Origin of the sequence: Sphingomonas sp. PvP056 (assembly GCF_040549155.1) — a bacterium.
In the GTDB taxonomy this organism is placed as follows: domain Bacteria; phylum Pseudomonadota; class Alphaproteobacteria; order Sphingomonadales; family Sphingomonadaceae; genus Sphingomonas.
Genome location: NZ_JBEPST010000002.1, coordinates 105356 through 124458, shown reverse-complemented (window position 1 = coordinate 124458; position 19103 = coordinate 105356). Strand labels below are relative to the sequence as shown.

General features: G+C 64.3%; 18 protein-coding genes. 10 read left to right on the top strand and 8 right to left on the bottom strand.

The window, feature by feature from the left end:
- Positions 1–198: 198 nt before the first annotated feature.
- The 6 genes from ABIC17_RS04760 to ABIC17_RS04735 all read right to left on the bottom strand — a co-directional run bounded on the left by ABIC17_RS04760 (position 199) and on the right by ABIC17_RS04735 (position 7530).
- On the bottom strand, positions 199–786 hold the full coding sequence (locus ABIC17_RS04760) for a carboxymuconolactone decarboxylase family protein (protein ID WP_354279661.1): 588 nt from the start codon (positions 784–786) through the stop codon (positions 199–201).
- Positions 787–882: 96 nt separating this feature from the next.
- Complete coding sequence (locus ABIC17_RS04755) at positions 883–3816, bottom strand: sensor histidine kinase (protein ID WP_354279659.1); 2934 nt, start codon at positions 3814–3816, stop codon at positions 883–885.
- A gap of 174 nt (positions 3817–3990) precedes the next feature.
- Entirely contained in the window at positions 3991–4869 is an 879-nt protein-coding gene (locus ABIC17_RS04750; RefSeq protein ID WP_354279658.1) for an alpha/beta fold hydrolase, read from the bottom strand.
- Entirely contained in the window at positions 4866–5846 is a 981-nt protein-coding gene (locus tag ABIC17_RS04745) for an MBL fold metallo-hydrolase (protein ID WP_354279656.1), read from the bottom strand. The genes ABIC17_RS04750 and ABIC17_RS04745 overlap by 4 nt, the downstream gene beginning before the upstream one ends.
- Before the next feature lie 86 nt (positions 5847–5932).
- Entirely contained in the window at positions 5933–6916 is a 984-nt protein-coding gene (locus tag ABIC17_RS04740) for an alpha/beta fold hydrolase (protein ID WP_354279654.1), read from the bottom strand.
- Positions 6917–7110: 194 nt separating this feature from the next.
- Entirely contained in the window at positions 7111–7530 is a 420-nt protein-coding gene (locus tag ABIC17_RS04735) for a DoxX family protein (RefSeq protein WP_354279653.1), read from the bottom strand.
- A gap of 359 nt (positions 7531–7889) precedes the next feature.
- On the opposite strand from ABIC17_RS04735, the gene ABIC17_RS04730 reads away from it, so the two are divergent.
- From ABIC17_RS04730 to ABIC17_RS04690, 9 genes are all read left to right on the top strand, one after another.
- The gene (locus ABIC17_RS04730) at positions 7890–8549 is read left to right on the top strand and encodes a hydrolase (RefSeq protein ID WP_354280565.1); all 660 of its coding nucleotides are present in this window, start codon (positions 7890–7892) and stop codon (positions 8547–8549) included.
- 4 nt (positions 8550–8553) lie between these two features.
- Positions 8554–8808 carry a XapX domain-containing protein gene (locus tag ABIC17_RS04725; protein WP_354279651.1) on the top strand — a complete coding sequence of 85 codons (255 nt, stop codon included), beginning with the start codon at positions 8554–8556 and terminating at the stop codon, positions 8806–8808.
- An 80-nt stretch (positions 8809–8888) separates the two neighbouring features.
- Positions 8889–10742, top strand: coding sequence for an amidohydrolase (locus ABIC17_RS04720; protein ID WP_354279649.1), 1854 nt, complete (start codon positions 8889–8891; stop codon positions 10740–10742).
- A gap of 20 nt (positions 10743–10762) precedes the next feature.
- On the top strand, positions 10763–11659 hold the full coding sequence (locus ABIC17_RS04715) for a VOC family protein (protein ID WP_354280563.1): 897 nt from the start codon (positions 10763–10765) through the stop codon (positions 11657–11659).
- A 1-nt stretch (position 11660) separates the two neighbouring features.
- Positions 11661–12101, top strand: a complete 441-nt coding sequence (locus ABIC17_RS04710) for a DoxX family protein (RefSeq protein WP_354279647.1) — start codon at positions 11661–11663, stop codon at positions 12099–12101.
- Positions 12094–13473, top strand: coding sequence for an alginate export family protein (locus ABIC17_RS04705; RefSeq protein ID WP_354279646.1), 1380 nt, complete (start codon positions 12094–12096; stop codon positions 13471–13473). Before ABIC17_RS04710 ends, ABIC17_RS04705 begins: the two co-directional genes overlap by 8 nt.
- Positions 13474–13483: 10 nt before the next feature.
- Positions 13484–14194, top strand: a complete 711-nt coding sequence (locus tag ABIC17_RS04700) for a YoaK family protein (protein ID WP_354279644.1) — start codon at positions 13484–13486, stop codon at positions 14192–14194.
- Positions 14195–14290: 96 nt separating this feature from the next.
- On the top strand, positions 14291–15112 hold the full coding sequence (locus ABIC17_RS04695) for an alpha/beta fold hydrolase (RefSeq protein WP_354279642.1): 822 nt from the start codon (positions 14291–14293) through the stop codon (positions 15110–15112).
- Between the two features lie 7 nt (positions 15113–15119).
- The gene (locus ABIC17_RS04690) at positions 15120–16316 is read left to right on the top strand and encodes a sensor histidine kinase (RefSeq protein ID WP_354279640.1); all 1197 of its coding nucleotides are present in this window, start codon (positions 15120–15122) and stop codon (positions 16314–16316) included.
- A 122-nt stretch (positions 16317–16438) separates the two neighbouring features.
- Here the strand turns inward: ABIC17_RS04690 and ABIC17_RS04685 are convergent, their stop codons facing one another.
- Together ABIC17_RS04685 and ABIC17_RS04680 are read right to left on the bottom strand one after the other, a co-directional pair.
- Positions 16439–17014, bottom strand: coding sequence for a TMEM175 family protein (locus ABIC17_RS04685; RefSeq protein ID WP_354279638.1), 576 nt, complete (start codon positions 17012–17014; stop codon positions 16439–16441).
- A gap of 11 nt (positions 17015–17025) precedes the next feature.
- Positions 17026–17955: a LysR family transcriptional regulator gene (locus ABIC17_RS04680; protein WP_354279636.1), complete on the bottom strand. Its 930-nt coding sequence runs from the start codon at positions 17953–17955 to the stop codon at positions 17026–17028.
- A 340-nt stretch (positions 17956–18295) separates the two neighbouring features.
- Between ABIC17_RS04680 and ABIC17_RS04675 the strand changes: the two genes are divergently transcribed.
- The gene (locus tag ABIC17_RS04675) at positions 18296–18994 is read left to right on the top strand and encodes a pirin family protein (RefSeq protein WP_354279634.1); all 699 of its coding nucleotides are present in this window, start codon (positions 18296–18298) and stop codon (positions 18992–18994) included.
- Positions 18995–19103 lie beyond the last annotated feature (109 nt).

Here is a 19103-nt window from a genome sequence, read left to right as displayed (position 1 = left end):
CGGACCGCGCTGCGCGCGTCGACCTGGCGTGTGCCACGTAAACCCACGGATGAGCGGCTGAAATATCATGCATCCATTTTACCGGTCGTGGCGGATGGAGCAGCCCCCCAAAGCGTTGTCCGACACCACCCGATCGGGTGTCCTCGCTTTGCCGTGACGCCGATCCTCCGTGGCGCGATGCAAGCGCGCTACCCGCGCTCAGCCCGAGGAAACACTAACGTCGGCCCGTGGAACCGGGACGGCGAAACCGTTGAGCGTCATCGATACGAAGCAATAATGGCCGACCAGATAGATGAGCTCATTCGCCCCGGCCTGCCCGAAGCGCGACACGGCCAACGCATAGAGCGGATCGGGCAGTACGCCGCCCCGCAACAACGCCTTCGCGACGTCATGCGCGACTGCTTCGGCATCGTCGAGATCTTCCGGACGTTCCCCCGCCGCAAGCGTCGCCAACCGCCGCTCGGACATGCCGTGCTTGCGCGCCGCGACCGCACCGTGTGCGTAGGTTTCATAGGCGGCGCCGAAATGCGCGCCGGTCACCAGGATCGCAATCTGGCGAGGACCGTCGGGAATGCGCCGGGCCTTCGTCATGGCTTGCGTCACGCTCCAGAAGGCCTCGCCAAGCTCTGGATCGTGAAGCCATGCATTCCATGGGCCGAGCAACGCGCCGTCGTCGCGGCGGGTGACGAAGGCATCATATTTCGACGCGACACCCGCGGTCATTGCGTCGAACAGGGGCAGTTGCTCGGGGGTGACCTGGTCGGGAGCAATAGGGGGCAGTCGCATGCGCATCTCCTTTGGCGCGACGCTAAACGCCCTTCGCGGCGTGCGATACGCGCGCCAGGAGGTTTGCATCGCACCGATGCAAAGGATGTTTCATTTCTACAAAATGGCTTTGGCCCGCCTCGCCCAAGGCCATAGCGATCGCGCCCGATAGGCGATGCGCGCCGGAACCCGCACATGGATCGTCGTCCCCCCTTCCGGTCGGCTCTCGATAAGAAGGCGCCCACCGAGCTGCTCTGCGCGCTCCCGCATCCCGAGCAGACCGAAGTGACCGTCGCGGCCGCCCGCCGCGATGATCGTGGGAGCGATACCGATCCCATCGTCGCGAACGAAAATGTCGAGCGCGAGGGCACCGTGATCTAACTCGACAACGACGTTCCCGGCCCGCGCATGGCGTTCGACATTGGACAAGGCCTGACCGACGATCGCCACGAGTTCATCGACGACGGGCGCGCAAACGGGTCTGGTGCCGCCGCGAACACGCAGGTCCACGCTATCATAGCCGAGTGCCGCGATGCGCTGCTCGATGTCACCCGGCTGAGCGGCGCGAAGATCTCTCACCCGTTCGCGACTCTCGATCATGACATCGTCGCCCCGCTCGAGCACCTGTTCGATCATCGCACGAGCACGGGTGTTGCTTGGGATCACTTCGGCGACCGCCTGAAAACGGAGGATGAGACCCTGGACGCCTTGAAGGAGGGTGTCATGCAGTTCGCGCGCGATCCGTTCGCGCTCCTCGACCCGCGCCTCGACCCGATTGCGAACACGTTCCGCAATACTGCGGGTCCGCCACCGCAGCAAAGCGAGCGCGATGGCCACGACCGCGAGGATGACGACGATCGTAAACCACCAGGTCTCATAGAAGAACGGCGCGATATCAAAGGAGATCGCGGCGCCCCTCCGGTTCCACACCCCGTCGCCATTAGCCGCGACAACCTCGAACGTGTAATGCCCCGGGCGGAGGTTGCTGTAGTAGGCGACCCGCTGCAGATCCGCGTTGGACCATCGCCGGTCCAACCCGATCAACCTGTACTGGAAGTGGTTGGCGCGGGGGTTGGTGAGGCTCAACGCCGTGAATGCGATCGACAGGCGGCCCGTCCCGGCAGGAAGGCGGACGGTCGCGCCCGAGACGTCCACGACGCGCTCGTCTGCCGTAAACGATCGGATCGCAACGGGCGGCGGAAGGTCGTTGCGCACGAGCCGTCGCGGATCGACCCATGCCAAACCCTGGTTCGTCACGAACCACAGCTTTCCGGCGGAATCGAGCGTGATGTCGTTTCGATCGTAGCCGGTCGCAGCGGCGTGCAGTCCGAGATCCTCCCCGATGGAGAAGGCGGACAGCTTCCGGCTCGGCGTGTCGAACGTCGCCATCAGCTCGGACGTGCTGATCCGCGCAATGCCCTTTGCCGAGATCACCCAGGTCGTTCCGTCGGCGAGCGGCTGGATCCCCGTGACGTTCGCGAAAAAGGGATGCGATCGGTCGTCGATCACGCGAAACGTTCGACCGTCGAACAGCGCGATCCCGTGCTCGCCGCCGATCAGCCAGCGATGTCCGTCGCGGACGAGGGTCTTCATGAAGCCGATCGGAATACCGCGGCCCTGCCACAGCGTGGTCACGCGACCGGCGTGCCATAACCGCAGTCCATTAAGCGCCCGATAGGACAAAAGGTCGCCCGGCGCGGGCGATCGCATCATCATCGCGTGCCCCAACGCCGTTAGCGGCCCGGAAACCTTGTCGATCTTCGTGCCGTGCAGATGGTAGAGGTCGAGCGCGCTTATCCACCAACCGCCAGCGCCATCGCTCGCGCAGGCAACCGGGGCTGCATCGTCCGGGCGGCGGATGTCGGTGCGCGTGACCGTCTTGCCGACCTTTTCGAAAATGCCGCGGCTCGTCAGGACCAGGACGTTTCCTTCACGTGCCGCACAGAAATCCGTGATCTGTCCCGGAAAGGTCAGCGCCAGCTCGGGATCCCTACCGTCCGGCTGAAGCATAAAAATACCGGTAGAGGTGCCAAAGTACAAAGGCCCGCCCGGTCGCGTCGGCACGAACGTCGTGATCGTTTGCGGGGCTTTGGTATAGAGATTGATGTCGGGTTCGGAGAGACGGTCCAGGCTGCGCTCGCCTCCGACCCAGATGTTACCTTCGCGGTCTTGATACAGCGATAGCGGGACGCCCGAGGTGATGCCCTGGAGCGTGTCGAACCGGATTCCTTCCGCCCTGCCGGCCGTCAACGCGCGCAGCGACGCCGCCTTGACCCGGATCAGTCCACTGTCCTGCCGGGTAACCCACAGGTCCCCGCCGCGATCCATCAGGATTTTCAGTCCGACCCAACTTTGTTTGATCGGCGGCAGCGGCAAGGCGGCGCCAACGCCGTCGACACGATGGACGCTGTCTGTATCGATGATCCAGGCATCGCCGCGGGCATCTTTTTCGAGCCGACCGGATTGCGCCGTTGTACCCCGTTGTCGGGCGAGCTTTCCGACGCGATCGCGCACATAGACTGAGGGAAAAGACGCCAGGAGCACAGTGCGGTCAGGCATTGGGAGAATATCGAGCAACCGCGCAGTCGGCATGTCGCGTCCACTCTCGAGCCAATGCCACTTTCCGCGCACGTAATATCGCAGAAAATTGCCCCGCAAGCTGGTTGAGTAGACCCAGATCGCGCCGTCTTCGTCCTGCGCGATGGTGGAAACGGCGCCGGTCGGGCTGCGATCGTTCGCCGACCGCAACTGACCGCGATGATATCTCGCGACCCCGCCATAATCGTACCCGACCCAGAGATCACCATCACGCGCAGCAAGCAGGGCCGTCACCTGGAGCGATCGCGCCGGATCGCGGTCTGCGGGTTCGATCCGCTCGAACATGATGCCGTCGAACCGGTAGAGGCCGGTAGCGGATCCCAGCCACAGGAACCCGTCGCTGGTTTGCGCGATCGCCAGAATATTCGATGGAGCGCCCTCGTTGCTGGTCCAGCGCGCATGCCGCATGCGCTCGACCGGCGTGTCGGACGCATTGGCGACACCGCTTCCCACGATCGCAGTGAAGGCAATCAGCGCGATTACCCCCCTTAGCCAAAGGAGGACCGACCAAGACAGTCTGGGTTTGCGGATAGCTTTGGGCACGACCCAGTTACCTTGAAACGGAAAAACGATCATACGAGAAATCAAGGCTTGGCGAATTGGGCAGGTCCCTCGCCCCGACGAGGATCAAGACCCATTTTCCCGTTCGCCCCAGCCTTGGAGAAACTCGAGAAGCAGCGCGTTTACAACCTCCGGACGCTCTTCATGCGGAAGATGGCCGCAGCGCTCGATCGGCACCGCCCGCAGGTTCTCGGCCATCTCGCCCCAGACCTTGGGCATGTCGAACATTTCGCCGACGGCGCCGAAATTCGCCCCCCACAGCGCCAGCGTCGGACAGGCGATCTTGACGTCTGCATCCGCGAGGTCCTGCGCGACATCCTCGGCGTTGGCCCGGTAATCCGCCATCGCGCCGCGGACCGCGCCCGGCGCGCGATACGCGCGAACATAAGTGTCGAACGCCTCCCCGCTGATCGCCGCCGGGTCATAGGTCCAATCCGAAAAAAACCAGCGAAGCCACGGCTCCTCTTTCCCCGCGATCAGCGTTTCGGGAAGGTCCGGGATCAGGTGGAAGAGGAAGAACCAATAGGCTTTGGCAATGCGCGCATCGAGATCGCGCGCCACGATCCGCGTCGGGACATTGTCCATCACCACCAGACGATCGACCCGGTCGGGGAAATCCTTGGCAAAACGGGTGGCGACCCGCGCCCCACGGTCATGGCCGACGAGCGCGACCTTCTCGATCCCCAGCGTGTCGAGCAGCGCCGCGATGTCACGCGCCATAGTACGCTTGTCGTAGCCCGAGGCCGGCTTTTCGGTCTCCCCATACCCGCGCAGATCGGGAACGATCAGGCGGTAGAGCTCGCCCAGCACCGGGATCTGGTGTCGCCAGGCATAATTGGTCTGGGGGAAGCCGTGCAGCAGCACGACCGGCGCCCCCTGGCCCGCATCGATGAAGTTCTGGCGAATGCCGTTGGCGCGGAGCGTATGGTTCTCCAGACGGATCATGGCTGTATCCTGTTGAGGCTGTAATTCAGCGGAACCCATTCGAAGCTATCGCGCCCAGTGCGCCTGATATGTCCGATGCCCGGGAAGGAAATATGCGCTCCGGCGATCCACCATCCCTTGGCCGCGGCGGCGGCAAGCGCGGTCTCGCGCGAGCCGACCGCGGACGCGGCGTCCGTGTCGTATTTGATGGCGATGTGCGGGTCCGGGATCTGCGCGGGCATCACGTGGACCGTGTCGCCCCAGACCAGCAGCGTCTGCCCACGGCTCTGCACGAGATACTGTCGATGCCCCGGCGTATGCCCCGGCGCCACCATGGGTGTGATACCGATTGTGAGGGGCGCCTCGCCCTCGAACGGCTTGAACCGTCCCGCGGCAATGTAGGGTTTGAGAACCTGTTCGGCACCATCGAACATCGGACCGAGGATCGCCGGCACCTTCGCGCGATTGGCATCGTCGAGCCAGAAGTCCGCTTCCGCCTTCGAGACGCGGACGATGGCGCGGGGGAAGACCATCTGGCCACCGCGCATCAGACCGCCGACATGGTCGCGATGGAGATGCGTCAGATATATTTCATCGACCTGCTCCGGACTGAAGCCAGCCGCTTTGAGGTTGGCGACGAGAAGGCCGCCGTCCCGTCCGTACAGGTCACCGGCACCGGTATCGATCAGCACAAGCTTGTCGGTCGTCTTGACGAGGAATGCCGTAATCATCCCTTCGACCGGAGACTTGAGATAGGCCTGGTCGAGGAGCCGCTGCATTTCTCCGGGTTTCGCGCCTACCGCGAGGCCGGTTGCATCGAACGGATGCGTGCCGTCGAGCAAGGCGATCACCTCGAAATCGCCAAGCTCGAACCGATAATAGCCCGGCGCCTGTTTGGGCGCGAAGACGGGCGGCGATGCTTGCTGCGCGGACGCTGCCGCGGAGACGACGCCGACGCCGACGAGGGCCAGCACCGCAAACCCACCGGCGCGACGCATCACTCGACCGCCGCGACGGCCTTGACCGCCTCTACGATCATCGCGGCGACCTGTTTGGTATGCGACAGGAGCGAGGCCATACGTTCTCATCCCTTGATGAAGGCCAGAATGTCGGGGTTGAGAATATCGCCGTTGACGGTGAGCATACCGTGCGACAGTCCTGGATAGATTTTCAGGCGATTGTTCGGGAGCAGCTTGGCCTGCAGAAGGGACGCATCCTTGAACGGGACGATCTGGTCATCGTCGCCCTGCAGGACGAGAGTCGGCACCTTGATAGCCTTCAGATCCTCGGTCTGGTCAGTCTCCGAGAAGGCCTTGATGCAGTCGTACTGCGCCTGCGCGCCGCCCATCATGCCCTGACGCCACCAGTTTTGCCGCACGCCCTCTATCACCGACTTGCCCGGCCGGTTGAAGCCGTAGAACGGGATCGGAACCTGCCAGTAGAAGTCGGCGCGGTTGGCGGCGAGTTGCGTGCGGAAGCCATCGAACACCGAACGCGGCAGGCCACCGGGGTTGGATGGGGTCTGGACCATGATCGGCGGAACCGAGGCGACCAGCACGGCCTTGGCGACCTTGCCTTGCCCGAAGCGCGCGACGTAGCGCGCCACCTCACCGCCTCCGGTCGAATGCCCGATATGGATTGCGTCGCGAAGACCAAGCTTTTTGACGACCGCGTCGACGTCGGCCGCATAGGTGTCCATGTCGTTGCCGGTCGTGGTCTGCGTCGAACGACCGTGGCCGCGCCGATCCATAGCGATCACGCGGTAACCGTGTGACGAGAAATAGAGCATCTGCCCATCCCAGTCGTCGGCGCTGAGCGGCCAGCCGTGATGGAAGAAGATCGGCTGCCCCCGCCCCCAGTCCTTGTAGTACAGACGCGAGCCGTCGGCCGCGGTCGCATACCCATCGCCGACGGGGCCGGAACTCGGTGTACCGCCTGTTGCCGCCTGCGCGGCTTCGGGCAACGTTGTCGAAAGCGCTGCGGCCCCAACGGTGAGCCCGGCTCCGGCAAGGATGCCGCGACGGGTAAAGTCAGCACCCTGACCGTTCGAAGCGTCATGGTCACGCATAGTCGTCTCCTGTTTTGAATTCGGAGACGGTCTGAAGCGTGCGCTCGGCGCGCGATTGTCGAAGCGAGCGGAAATTGGCACGAAACGAACGCGAAGCACGCGGTGTCGCTCGGCAATCGCGAGCGGTGTCCTGCCCGCACGAAAAGACCGGACAGTTGCCTGCCCGGTCTGCTCGTCCGGCCTTTGCGAAAGGATCAACGCCGCGCGTCGAGGCTCCAGGCACCGCCGCCCAGCGCGATGACATTGAGCAAGCCCCCGGCGATCGCCACGTTCTTGAAGAAGTGAATGAACTGGTTCTGGTCACCCAGCGCCGAGTGGAAAGCGAGCGCGGTCGCGATCGAGAAGACGGCGAGAATGGCCGCCACCAGACGCGTGCGGTAGCCGAGCACCAATGCGGCTCCGCCGACCAGTTCGACCAGCAGCGCGATCGCAAGGCCCACCTGCGGAAGCGGAAGGCCTGCCGATTGGATGTAGCCGATCGTCGCGGCGGGCGCCGCGACTTTCGACAGACCGCTCAGGATGAAGATACCAGCGATCCCGATACGGCCGATGAGGGACAGCGCCGCGGCAGAATTCGTCGTCGGATTCGAAGCGTTGAACGGAACAGTTGCCATTGAAAGTCTCCAGTCGAAGGCGAACCCCTGTTCGCCGCTGACCGCACAGATGGCATCCTCGGATCTGTTCCAACAGTGGAACAAAGTCCTGCCTTTCGTTCGATAATCTAGAAATGCCGGAGCGTCCGATTGCCGGAAACTCCGCCGAAGGTTTCGACGTCCTTCGAAGAGCACGACCCCGAGCGCATCCCCCCCAAACCACCGCCGTTCGCATCACGATCGTCCAAGACTCGCCCGGTCTGCTCGATCAAAACACCCCCGACCAGCAAGACCGGCCAACGCGGCGCTGGCGCTTGAAAAAGCGCCGAGCGGACGCCCTTGCCGTCACCGAATTTGCCTTCACAAAACGGGAGATCCGCATGTCCATCACCGCCACCGCAACGCCCGGCAAGACGCTCATCGCGCCGAGCGATCACACGCTTATCCTTATCGATTTTCAGTCGCAGATGGCCTTCGCGACCAAATCGATCGATACGACCCTGCTGCGCAACAATGCCGCGCTCATCTCGCATGCGGCGAAGATCTTCGACGTCTCGACCATCCTCACCACGGTCGCCGAGGCATCGTTCTCCGGCCCGATGTTCTCCGAGATCACCGAGGTCTTTCCCGGCCAGAAGCTCTTCGACCGTACATCGATGAACACCTGGGAAGACGCCCCGGTGATCGAGGAGGTGAACCGGATCGGAAAGCAGCGGATCGTCCTTGCCGGCCTGTGGACCGGCGTGTGCATCGTCGGTCCCGCCGCGTCGGCAATCGATCAGGGGTTCGAGGTCTACTTCATCTCCGACGCGTGCGGGGATGTGTCGACCGAGGCGCATGAGCGCGCCTGTCAGCGCATGATCCAGCTTGGCGCGATCCCGCTGACGTCGGTCCAGTATCTGCTCGAGCTGCAGCGCGACTGGGCTCGCACCGAGACGTACGATGCGGTCACCGGCGCGGCCAAGAAGCTCGCAGGTGCCTACGGTCTCGGCATCACCTACGCCAAGACCATGTTCGGCGCCTCGGAAGGCGGGCACTGAGGTCGTGCGGCCGTACCTTATCTCGCTCGCAGCGGGTGTGCTCGTCGGCGTGATCTACGCCTTGATCAAGGTACGGTCGCCGGCCCCGCCGACCATCGCTTTGATCGGGCTGGCGGGCATCCTCATCGGCGAACAAGCCGTCCCGCTCGTGAAGAGCCTGTGGTCGAGCAAGGAAAAGGCGGCGGCGATCCATGCCGCCTGCAACAACCACGTCTTCGGCAAGCTTCCCGCCAATACCGACACGGACGCCGCCGCGTGACGCTCAGCAGGCGTGACACTCTTCTCGGCGGCGCGGCGGTTACGCTCGCGCCGCTGCTCTCTGGAAATGCGAAAGTAGCCATGACCAGCACCGACTTGATCCTCGTCAACGCCAAGGTGACCACCCTCGACCGCGCGAACCCCGAGGCCGAAGCTGTCGCGATCCGCGACGGCAGGTTCCTCGCGGTTGGCAGCGAGAAGGACGTCCGCGCGGCCGCCGCGCCGAACGCGATCGTGATCGACGCTGCACGCCGGCGGCTGATCCCCGGCCTGATCGACAGCCACATGCACATCATCCGCGGCGGCCTGAACTATAATATGGAGCTGCGCTGGGACGGCGTGCCGAGCCTTTCCCAGGCAATGGCGATGCTCAAGACGCAGGTCGACAATACACCCGCCCCGCAATGGGTGCGCGTCGTCGGGGGGTTCACCGAGCATCAGTTCGCCGAGAAGCGCCTGCCGACCATCGCCGAGCTGAACGCGGTCGCGCCCGACACACCCGTCTTCATCCTCCATCTCTACGATCGCGCCTTGCTCAACGCTGCCGCGCTGCGCGTGGTGGGCTATGGCAAGGACACGCCAAACCCGCCGGGCGGCGAAATCGTCCGCGATGCGGCGGGCAACCCGACCGGGCTGCTCCTTGCGCAGCCCAATGCGACGATCCTCTATTCAACGCTCGCCAAGGGGCCGAAACTCCCGCCCGAATATCAGCTCAACTCCACGCGCCACTTCATGCGCGAGATGAACGGGCTCGGCGTCACCGGCGTGATCGATGCCGGCGGCGGCTTCCAGAATTATCCCGATGATTACGCGATCGTCGAAAAGCTGCATGCGGATGGACAATTGACGCTGCGCATCAGCTACAATCTGTTCACGCAGAAGCCGAAAGAGGAACTGGCCGATTTCGCGGGCTGGGTAAAACAGGTTTCGCCGGGGCACGGCGACGACAGCTACCGCCACAATGGCGCGGGCGAGATGCTGGTCTATTCCGCCGCCGACTTCGAGGACTTCCGGGTCGAGCGCCCGGACATGCCGGCCAGCATGGAAAGTGACCTCGAACCGGTCATTCGGCTGCTCGCCGAGCACAGATGGCCGTGGCGGCTGCACGCAACCTACGACCAGACGATCGACCGCGCGCTGGACGTCTACGAGAAGGTCCACCGCGATATCCCGCTGACCGGCATCAACTGGTTCTTCGATCATGCCGAGACGATCAGCGATCGCAACATCGACCGGATCGCCGCGCTCGGCGGCGGCATCGCGGTGCAGCATCGCATGGCGTATCAGGGCGAGTATTTCGTCGAGCGCTACGGTGCGCGCGCCGCCGAGCGCACGCCGCCGATCGCCAAGATGATTGCGGCGGGTATCCCCGTCGGAGCGGGCACCGACGCGACCCGCGTTGCGTCCTACAACCCGTGGGTTTCACTCAACTGGCTCGTCACCGGCAAGACCGTGGGCGGTCTCAGTCTGTATCCAGGCGCGAACCGTGTCAGTCGCGAGAAGGCGCTGCGGATGTGGACGCACGAGAATACGTGGTTCTCGAACGAGGTCGGCAAGAAGGGTCAGATCAAGGTTGGCCAGCTCGCCGATCTGGCGCTTCTATCCGATGACTATTTCAGCGTGCCCGAAAGCGACATCCCGCATTTGCGGTCCGTCCTGACGGTGCTGGGGGGCAAAGTGGTTTATGGCGAAGGCGATTTCAGCCCGCTCGCGCCTGACATCCCCAAACCGATGCCCAACTGGTCTCCGGTCGCCACGTTCGGCGGATACCACCGCACCCCGGAAGCGGCTGCAAAACTCGCGAGCGCCTGCGGATGCGCCAGTGCATGCCAGGTTCACGGTCACGACCATGCAGCCGCACTTGGCCGCTCGGTTCCAACGCGCGACGTCCAGACCTTCTGGGGCGCGATGGGCTGCGGCTGCTGGGCAGTTTGAGAGAAATGGAAATGCAGATGTTGAAACGCTCGGCCCTACTCCTCGCCACGGCGCTGCTCGGTGCAGCGTCCTCCGTACCGGCAGCCGCGCGCGAGCCGACCGTATCGGCGGATTACGCGGTCGGCGCGCAATATGACACGACCCATGTCTATGTCGCCGTCGACGACTTCGACCCCTTCGTCGCCAGCCTCGTCGCGACCTTTGGTGGCACCACGTCGAAACAGGGCGTCTTCCAGGTCACGCCAACGCCGAGCCAGACCATGTCCCAGCTGGTGCTGACCCCGGTCGGCACGCTCTCGGTATTCGGGTTCAAGACGCCGATCCCCTACCCCTTCGGCGGCGAACGGACCGGATATCTGGTCACCGACATGGATGCGGCAACGAACGCTGCCGTCAAGCACGGCGCAGCCCGGCTGGTGACGACCTTCCCGGACCCGATCGGCCGCGATGTCGTCGTCCAATGGCCGGGCGGCGTGAACATGCAGCTGTATTGGCACACCGCCAAGCCCAACTATCCGGCGCTCGCCCACGTCCCCGAGAACCGGGTCTACCTCACGCCCGATGTCGCTGATACGTTCGTGAAGCACTGGACCGCCTTCGCGCACGGCAAAGTCACGCGTGACGTGCCGAATGCAGCCGGCGCCGAGATCGGTCAGCCGGGCAAGTCCTATCGGCGGATCGAACTGACGTCCGGCTATGGCAAGATGCTAGTGATCGTCTCGGACGGTCAGCTGCCGTGGCCCTACGGCCGCGACATGACCGGCTACGAAGTCGACGATCTCGGCGCGACCCTGTCCAAGGCGCAGGCCGCCGGCGTCGAAACGCTCGTTCCCGCCCATAGCGAGGGTGGGCGTTCCTCCGCGCTCGTGCGCTTCCCCGGCGGCTACGTTGCCGAAATCCACAGTCGTGCCGGCTGACATGCTGCACCCGCTCGATCCCGCAAAGGAGCCGCGCTTCGTCGATACCATACTCGAGTGGCGGGCGACCTGGTTCCTGGCGCGCCTGGCGCTCGTCGGGGCCTATCTGCTTGGCGGCATCGTCAAGGCCAGCGACTGGCAAGCCGCAGTCGCGGAGCAAGCGCATTTCGGGATGCATCCGGCACCGCTTTGGGCCGCGATCACGATCGCGGTCGAACTGATCGGTCCGATCCTGATCCTTTGGGGCCGTCTGGTCTGGCTCGGCGCTGGAATGCTGGGGGTCTTCACACTGCTGGCAGCGTACACGGCCAACGCGTTCTGGACGATGCCGGCCGGGCAGGATCGCTTCATGGCGACCAACGCGTTCTTCGAGCATATCGGGCTAATCGGCGGGTTCGTGCTTGCGGCGCTGGTCGCCGAGCGCGAGCGACGGCGTGCGTAAGCTCGCGCTTGTCGGCCTTGTCGTTGCCTCCCCGGCGTTCGCGCAGGACCGTGAGCCCTGGCAACCGCCGACGCTGACCACGACCCGCTATGACGAGGATTGGTCGACGATGGCCGATCCGGCAGACCGGCCCGGGCGCTGGAGCGACGATCTCAAATACATCCCGATCACCGACGACGCCTATGCCACTGTCGCGGCTGAAATCCGCATCCGCAACGAGAGCTATCGCAACAATCTGTGGGGCGGAGCGGCGGCCCCCGATGACGGCTATCAATGGGTGCGCTTCGTGCCCAGCGTTGACCTTCATGCGGGACGCCTGCGGGCGTTCGTCCAGCCGATTGCTGCCTATGCCATCGGCGTCGCGCCGTCCGCGAGTCCGATCGACCAGACGCGCGTCGATATGCTTCAAGCCTTTGCCGACCTCCGTCTTGGGGACGCCGGCACCGGATCGCCCGATGGAGTCGGCGTCACGCTACGGGCCGGCCGCCAGATGATCAGCCTCGGGACCGAGCGACTGGTGGGAACGCGCTACGGCCCGAACGTTCCCCTCGCCTTCGACGGTGTCCGCGCCCTCGCGTCGCTCAATGGTGCAACCCTCAGTCTGTTCGCCGTACGCCCCGTCCAGCCGAGACCATCGAGTTTTGACGATCGCCCTTCCCGCACCAAGACGCTCTGGGGCGCCTATCTCACACGCCAAGGTCTGGACCTGTACTATCTCGGCTATCACAACACGCAGGCCCGGTTCGGCGGTGTCGCCGGCGACGAGCTGCGGCACAGCGTCGGCGCCCGCTGGTTCGGCAGCCGCGAGGGATGGCACTGGAATGCCGAGGGCATCTATCAGTTTGGCCGTTTCACAAACCAGACCATCTCCGCCTGGAGCGTCGGCACCGAATTGGGGCACGCCTTTCAGGATCTCCCGGGGGCGCCCGACACGACGCTGCGCTTCAATGTCGTCAGCGGGGACCGGCACCGCGGCGACACGCAGCTGAACACGTTCAACGCGTTGTTCCCAAAGGGAAAATACTTCGGCGAGCTGTCACCGGTCGGGCCATCCAATATCGTCTCGCTGAACCCGCGGGTTGCCGTCTCGGTGACGAAGACCGTGTCGGCGAGTTTGGCGGGAATGGCCTATTGGCGGTTCTCCCGAGCCGATGGGATCTACGATATTCCGGGCAATCTCATCCGCGCGCCCGGCACGGCGACGTCGCGCTTCATCGGTCGGGAAGTCGAAGCGACGCTCGCGTGGCAGACGACACCCGATCTCGAACTCTCGACCTCTGTCTCGCTGTTCGGTCCAGGCGGCTTCATCCGCCAGACGGGACCGGCGCGCACCATCGCTATGCTGGGCCTCGAGGCCAATTTCCGATTTTGAAGGAACGAACATGGCTTCTCCGTCTCCCACGCCGCCCGCATCTGCGTCTCCGCTGCCGGCTTTGCTGTTGTTGCTGTCCGCCATTACCGGGCTGGTCGACGCGGCCAGCGTCCTGGGCTTGGGCAAGGTTTTTACCGCCAACATGACCGGCAATGTCGTGTTCCTCGGTTTCGCCGCCGCGGGTACGCCCGGGTTTAACTGGTCGCTCTATGTCGTCGCCATCCTCGCCTTCATGGCGGGAGCGCTTGTCGCGGGGCGGCTGGCGCATGGCCATGTCGCTCGCCCCGTGCGCGGCTGGCTGATGCGTGCCGCTTTTCTCGAAACCCTGCTCCTTTGGGTCGCGGCGGCGATCGCTTTCGGGGTGGGGATCGCCGATCTGAGCATCGAACGAACCTATGCCATCATCGTCTTGACCGGCATCGCGATGGGATTTCGCAACGCGACGATCCGGCAGCTCAAGGTGCCCGACCTCACCACGACCGTGTTGACGCTGACGATCACGGGCCTCGCGGCGGATTCAACCCCCGCCGGGGGGAGCAATCCCAACTGGACCCGGCGGATTGCCGCGGTGGTGTCGATCTTCATGGGTGCCGCGATCGGCGCATGGCTGGTGCGCACCTCCGGCCTGACGGCGGCCTTGGCCGCAGCCGGCCTGCTGGGACTGGTCGGGACCTTCGCCTGGAGCCGCCACCCGACGGCTGCCACCCCGATTTCGCGCTAGCACCACCCTTTCGGGTGGACATCGACGACCCCATCGGGGCGCGCGCCAGGGGCGCTCAACCGCTAGGGTGCGGCTGCGGGCGGGTGGAGATTTGGAATGCCGATGTTGCAGGTGCGGGACGGTACCCGTCTGTATTTTAAGGATTGGGGAAGCGGGACACCGATCGTGTTCGCACATGGCTGGCCGCTCAACAGCGACATGTGGGAAAATCAGATGATGTTCCTCGCGTCGGAGGGGTATCGCGTGATCGCCCATGATCGTCGCGGCTTCGGTCGCTCCGACCAGCCGTGGGATGGATATGATCACGACACCTTCGCCGACGACCTCTCGGAGGTGATGGTCCATCTCGATCTCAAGGATGTGACCTTGGTCGGATACGCGATGGGTGGCGGCGAAGTGACCCGATATGTCGGCCGCCACGGTTCCGAGCGGGTGTCGCGCGTTATCCTGATCGGCTCGACCACGCCGAAGCTGGGGCAAAGCGAAGACTATCCGCATGGCGTTCCCGAGCTGGTCTTCGACAATGTCCGGAGCGGTCTTCTCGCCGATCGTTCGGAGTTTCTGCGCGGATTTGCCCGGTTGTTTTTCGCGACCGGAGAAGACGAGAACGATGTGTCGGAAGGCAGTCTCGCGCACATCCACCAGATGGGACTGCAAGGCTCGCTCAAGGCCGGACATGATACGGTGACCGCGTGCGCCACGACCGACTATCGCGACGACATCGAACGCTTCGACGTTCCCGTTCTCGTCATTCATGGAGAGAAGGACGCGTTCGTTCCCTTCACGGCGACCGCGCGACAAGCCGCAGAACTATTCCCCGACGCGATTCTGAAAGTCTACGAAGGCGCTCCGCACGGTATCCTCTTCACGCACAAGGACAGGCTCAACCAGGATATTCTGGAGTTCATGACAGCCTGAGACGACAGTGACCGACTTTGCCAATTTTTCCTCTCCTGTAGCGGAAGCGCTGGAGCTCGCACTCGGCCGGCTGGACGTGCGCAATGCTCATACCCTTTTGGAGGGATTCGAGGGCACCGGGCTTGCTGGGCCGCGTCGCGAAAATCTGGCGCGCAAGCTTCTCGCGGCAATCCGGCTGGTGTCGGGAAATTCTCGGGCGCTTTCGATTCTCGGGGTCGCAAGGGAAGCGCTCCCGGTCCCGCTGTCTGGCATCTGGCCCTTCGTGCAAGTCGAGCAGTTGCGCCTTGCGCTGATCGCGACGCGCAAGCAGGGGGGCAGCTTCAGGACCGGACTGCGACTGCAGGCGGTCGATGGCCGCGCGATCCATGTCACCTTCGTCGCCTGGCGCGAAAGGGAGGACGAGGACACGTTGTCGTTCGGGCTGCTCGACATCACCGAGCAGATCGCGGCGCAAGACGAGCTTCTACGGTTGCACGCCCAAATAGCCCATGCGGACCGGCTTTCCACGCTCGGCGTGATGACCGCGACGATCGCGCACGAAGTGCGTCAGCCGCTCGCGGCGATGATGACCTCGGCGCAGGCCGGGCTGCGCTGGCTGCGCCGGCATCCGGCGGATCTCGCCCAAGTGGAAAGCTGCCTCGAGACCATCGCGCTCGGCGCGACCAAGGCCAATGACACCGTGGCGAAACTGCGCACGATGGCATCGAACCGGGACCACGACCTGGAACGCTGCGATGTCGGCGTCATCATCGAGGAAACGGCGGCATTCCTCCGGCAGGAGCTTGCCAGTCGCCAAGCGTCGCTCTCGCTCGATATTGCGATTGGGCTTCCGCCTGTCTCAGCCGACCGCGTTCAGCTGCGGCAGGTCCTCACCAACCTCATGGTCAACGCCGCCCAGGCGATGGCGGATGCGCAATGTTGGAGCCGAACGCTCAAGGTCAGGGCCCGAAGGGGCGACGGCTTTGTCATCGTCGATGTCGAGGATAGCGGTCCGGGCGTCGCGGAAAGGGATCGCGACAGGCTGTTCGAAGGCTTTTTCACGACCAAAGAGACCGGCTTGGGGCTAGGATTGCGCGTCTGCCGTGCGATCATCGTCGGTCACGGGGGAACGCTCGAACATCTGTCCAAGGCCAGTGCAGGTTCGATCTTCCGCTTCACGCTCCCTTATGCCGCCCGAGACACGGCATCCGCCGACGAGATTTGAGATGAGCCGCTATGGGGCGTTGATCGCTGTTGGTCGTGGCTCTTTCAATTTTACGCAATGAGCCCATTCGTCATCGACAAGGCCGGGTGGCGAAAGACCGAACGCGAGGTGTCACCTGCGCATTATCGGTCGAGCGCTCTTACGATCCTGCGGTCGGGCACGAGCCAGAGCAGAAGAACGACGATATACAACGCAAGCGCCAGCCAGCGGCTCACATAGGCCAACGGCACAGCCACGAGATAGAGGCCGATGCTGCCCAGGCCCTTTCGGTCCCCGCCGATCGCACGCGCAACGGCTGAATCGGGCCCGTTACAGGCAATGATGGCGCGTTCGGTCAGGGCGTAGCCGACGGCTGCCATGCCGAGGACAATGCCATACCCGGCGGTTGCTCCGGACGAAAAGCCACTCTCGTCGAGCCACCGGATCACAAAGGGCACGAGGCTGAGCCAAAACAGCAGGAAGAGGTTCGCCCAGAGCACACGTCCGTCAATCCGGTCGGTCGCATGGAGCATGTGGTGGTGATTGTTCCAGTAAAGACCCACGTTCACGAAGCTGAGCACATAGGCCAGCAACACGGGCGCAATCCCTGCGAGGTCCCGCAAGCTGCCCCCCTGCGGCACCTTGAGCTCCAGCACCATGATCGTGATGATGATCGCCACGACACCGTCGGTGAAGGCTTCCAGCCGCCCGGTGTCCATCCCGCGCGGCCTCACAGGTCGCGTGCCCCGGCGAGATCGACATCGCTCAGCGCGCGATCGACGAACTCGCGAATCAGCCAGGACGCGGCTGGCCCGGGCGGGCGGTCGCGCCGCCAGATCCCCGAAAAGCGATACATCCCGCCCGGGTCGTCGGGCATGGCGAGCCGTTTCAAGGTTCCGGCGACCAAGTCGGGCTCGATCAGGGGCAGCGGCATGTTGCCCCAACCGATCCCTTCGCGAAGGAGCTGATGCTTGGCGCCGAGGTCGGCCAGCCGCCACGTCCGCGAACTGACGACCGCGAAGTCGCGACCGTCCGTGAGCGGCGAGCGATCCGTCAAAACGAGCTGAACGTGCTCCCTGCCCGCGCCCGAAGGAATCTGCTCATAGCGTGCAAGCGGATGGTCCGGCGCAGCGACGGGGACCATCGCAACGCTGCCCACCGATGCCGCTTCGAGGCCATCGATACCGCTCGCGAGCGGACCGGACACGCCGACGATCGCGGTCCCCGAAAGCACGTGCCCGGCAACGGCCCCGAGCGCTTCGACATGCAGGCGTAGCGTGACGGTGGGATAGGTAGCGGCAAAGGCACGCAAGACCTGGCCGAGCCGGCGTGCCGGAAGCATGACATCGACCGCGAGATGCACCTCGGCTTCCAGGCCATCCAGCAGGCCCTTCACCTTGGCCTTCAGGCCATCGATACCGCCCGCGACGGTACGCGCCTCGGCGAGCACCGACCGTCCTGCCTCGGTCAGTCTTGGCCTCCGCGTCCCTTCGCGGTCGAACAGGACGATCCCGAGTTGCGCTTCCAGGTTGGCGATCCCGTAACTGACGACCGAAACCGCGCGGTTGAGCCTTCGTGCCGCCGACGCGAAACTGCCCTCGTCGACAACGGTCAGGAAGATGCGGAGTTGGTCGAACGTCGGGGTTCCCGGATCGCTCATCTCAACGCTCGCGAATGGTCATTGGCATCGTGTCGAGCCGACCCGAAAAGGGTGTCGCCGCATGCCAGCCTTCGTTTTTCGCAATACAAGCGCGTGCCCTTTCGTCCTTGGGTCGTGCGGCCGGTGCCGGCCGAACCCGGCCGCACTGTCTCTCACCTCGCGCCAAACCGTAATCCCAACGATGGTTTGTGGTCGCGCAACGGGTGTGCCCCGCTTTCCAATTCCATCGAACAATTCAGACCATTTTATCCCGCTGATCCATACCGCTGGCCTCGACTACATCGGTGCCATCGACAGCGACCGGGCAGCACGCCCAATCGCCCAGCCTGGAGTTTGTGACATGATCGACCTTCGCCCGTTCGACAGCCTTGGTGGCGCCAACCACGGCTGGCTCGACGCCAAGCATCACTTCTCGTTCGCCAATTACTACGATCCACAGCGCACCAACTGGGGCAATTTGCGGGTGTGGAACGACGACACGATCCAGGCCGGGACCGGGTTTCCGCCGCATCCGCACCGCGACATGGAGATCATCACATACGTCCGCGAAGGCGCGATCACCCACAAGGACAATCTGGGCAATATGGGTCGGACCGAGGCGGGCGATGTGCAGGTCATGAGCGCCGGCACCGGTATCACGCATTCGGAGTACAACCAGGAGCCTGGCACCACCAAGATCTTCCAGATCTGGATCCAACCCACCCGTTCGGGCGAGAAGCCAAGCTGGGGTGCGCGGCCTTTCCCCAAGGGCGAGCGTTCGGGCCAGTTCGTGGTGCTTGCCAGTGGCTTCGACACTGACGAGGACGCGTTGCCGATCCGCACCGATGCCCGCATCGTCGCCGCGACGCTCAAGGCTGGCGATACGGCGGAATATCCGATCGGCAAGGATCGTCGCGGCTATCTCGTCCCCGCCACCGGCGCGGTCGAGATCGATGGTGTCCGGGTCAACGCCCGCGATGGCGCTGCAATCCGCGACGAAGCGGTCTTGCGGGTAACCGCGATCGAGGACAGCGAGATCGTCCTGGTCGACGCAGCCTGAAGCACGAGGGCCGTCCGGCTGAAGACCGGACGGCTTCACCGCCTCCCGCCCCGTCCGCACGCGGTGGCGGCTGGGTCGTGGAGCGCGTGGCGCGCGTATCGAGCAGATG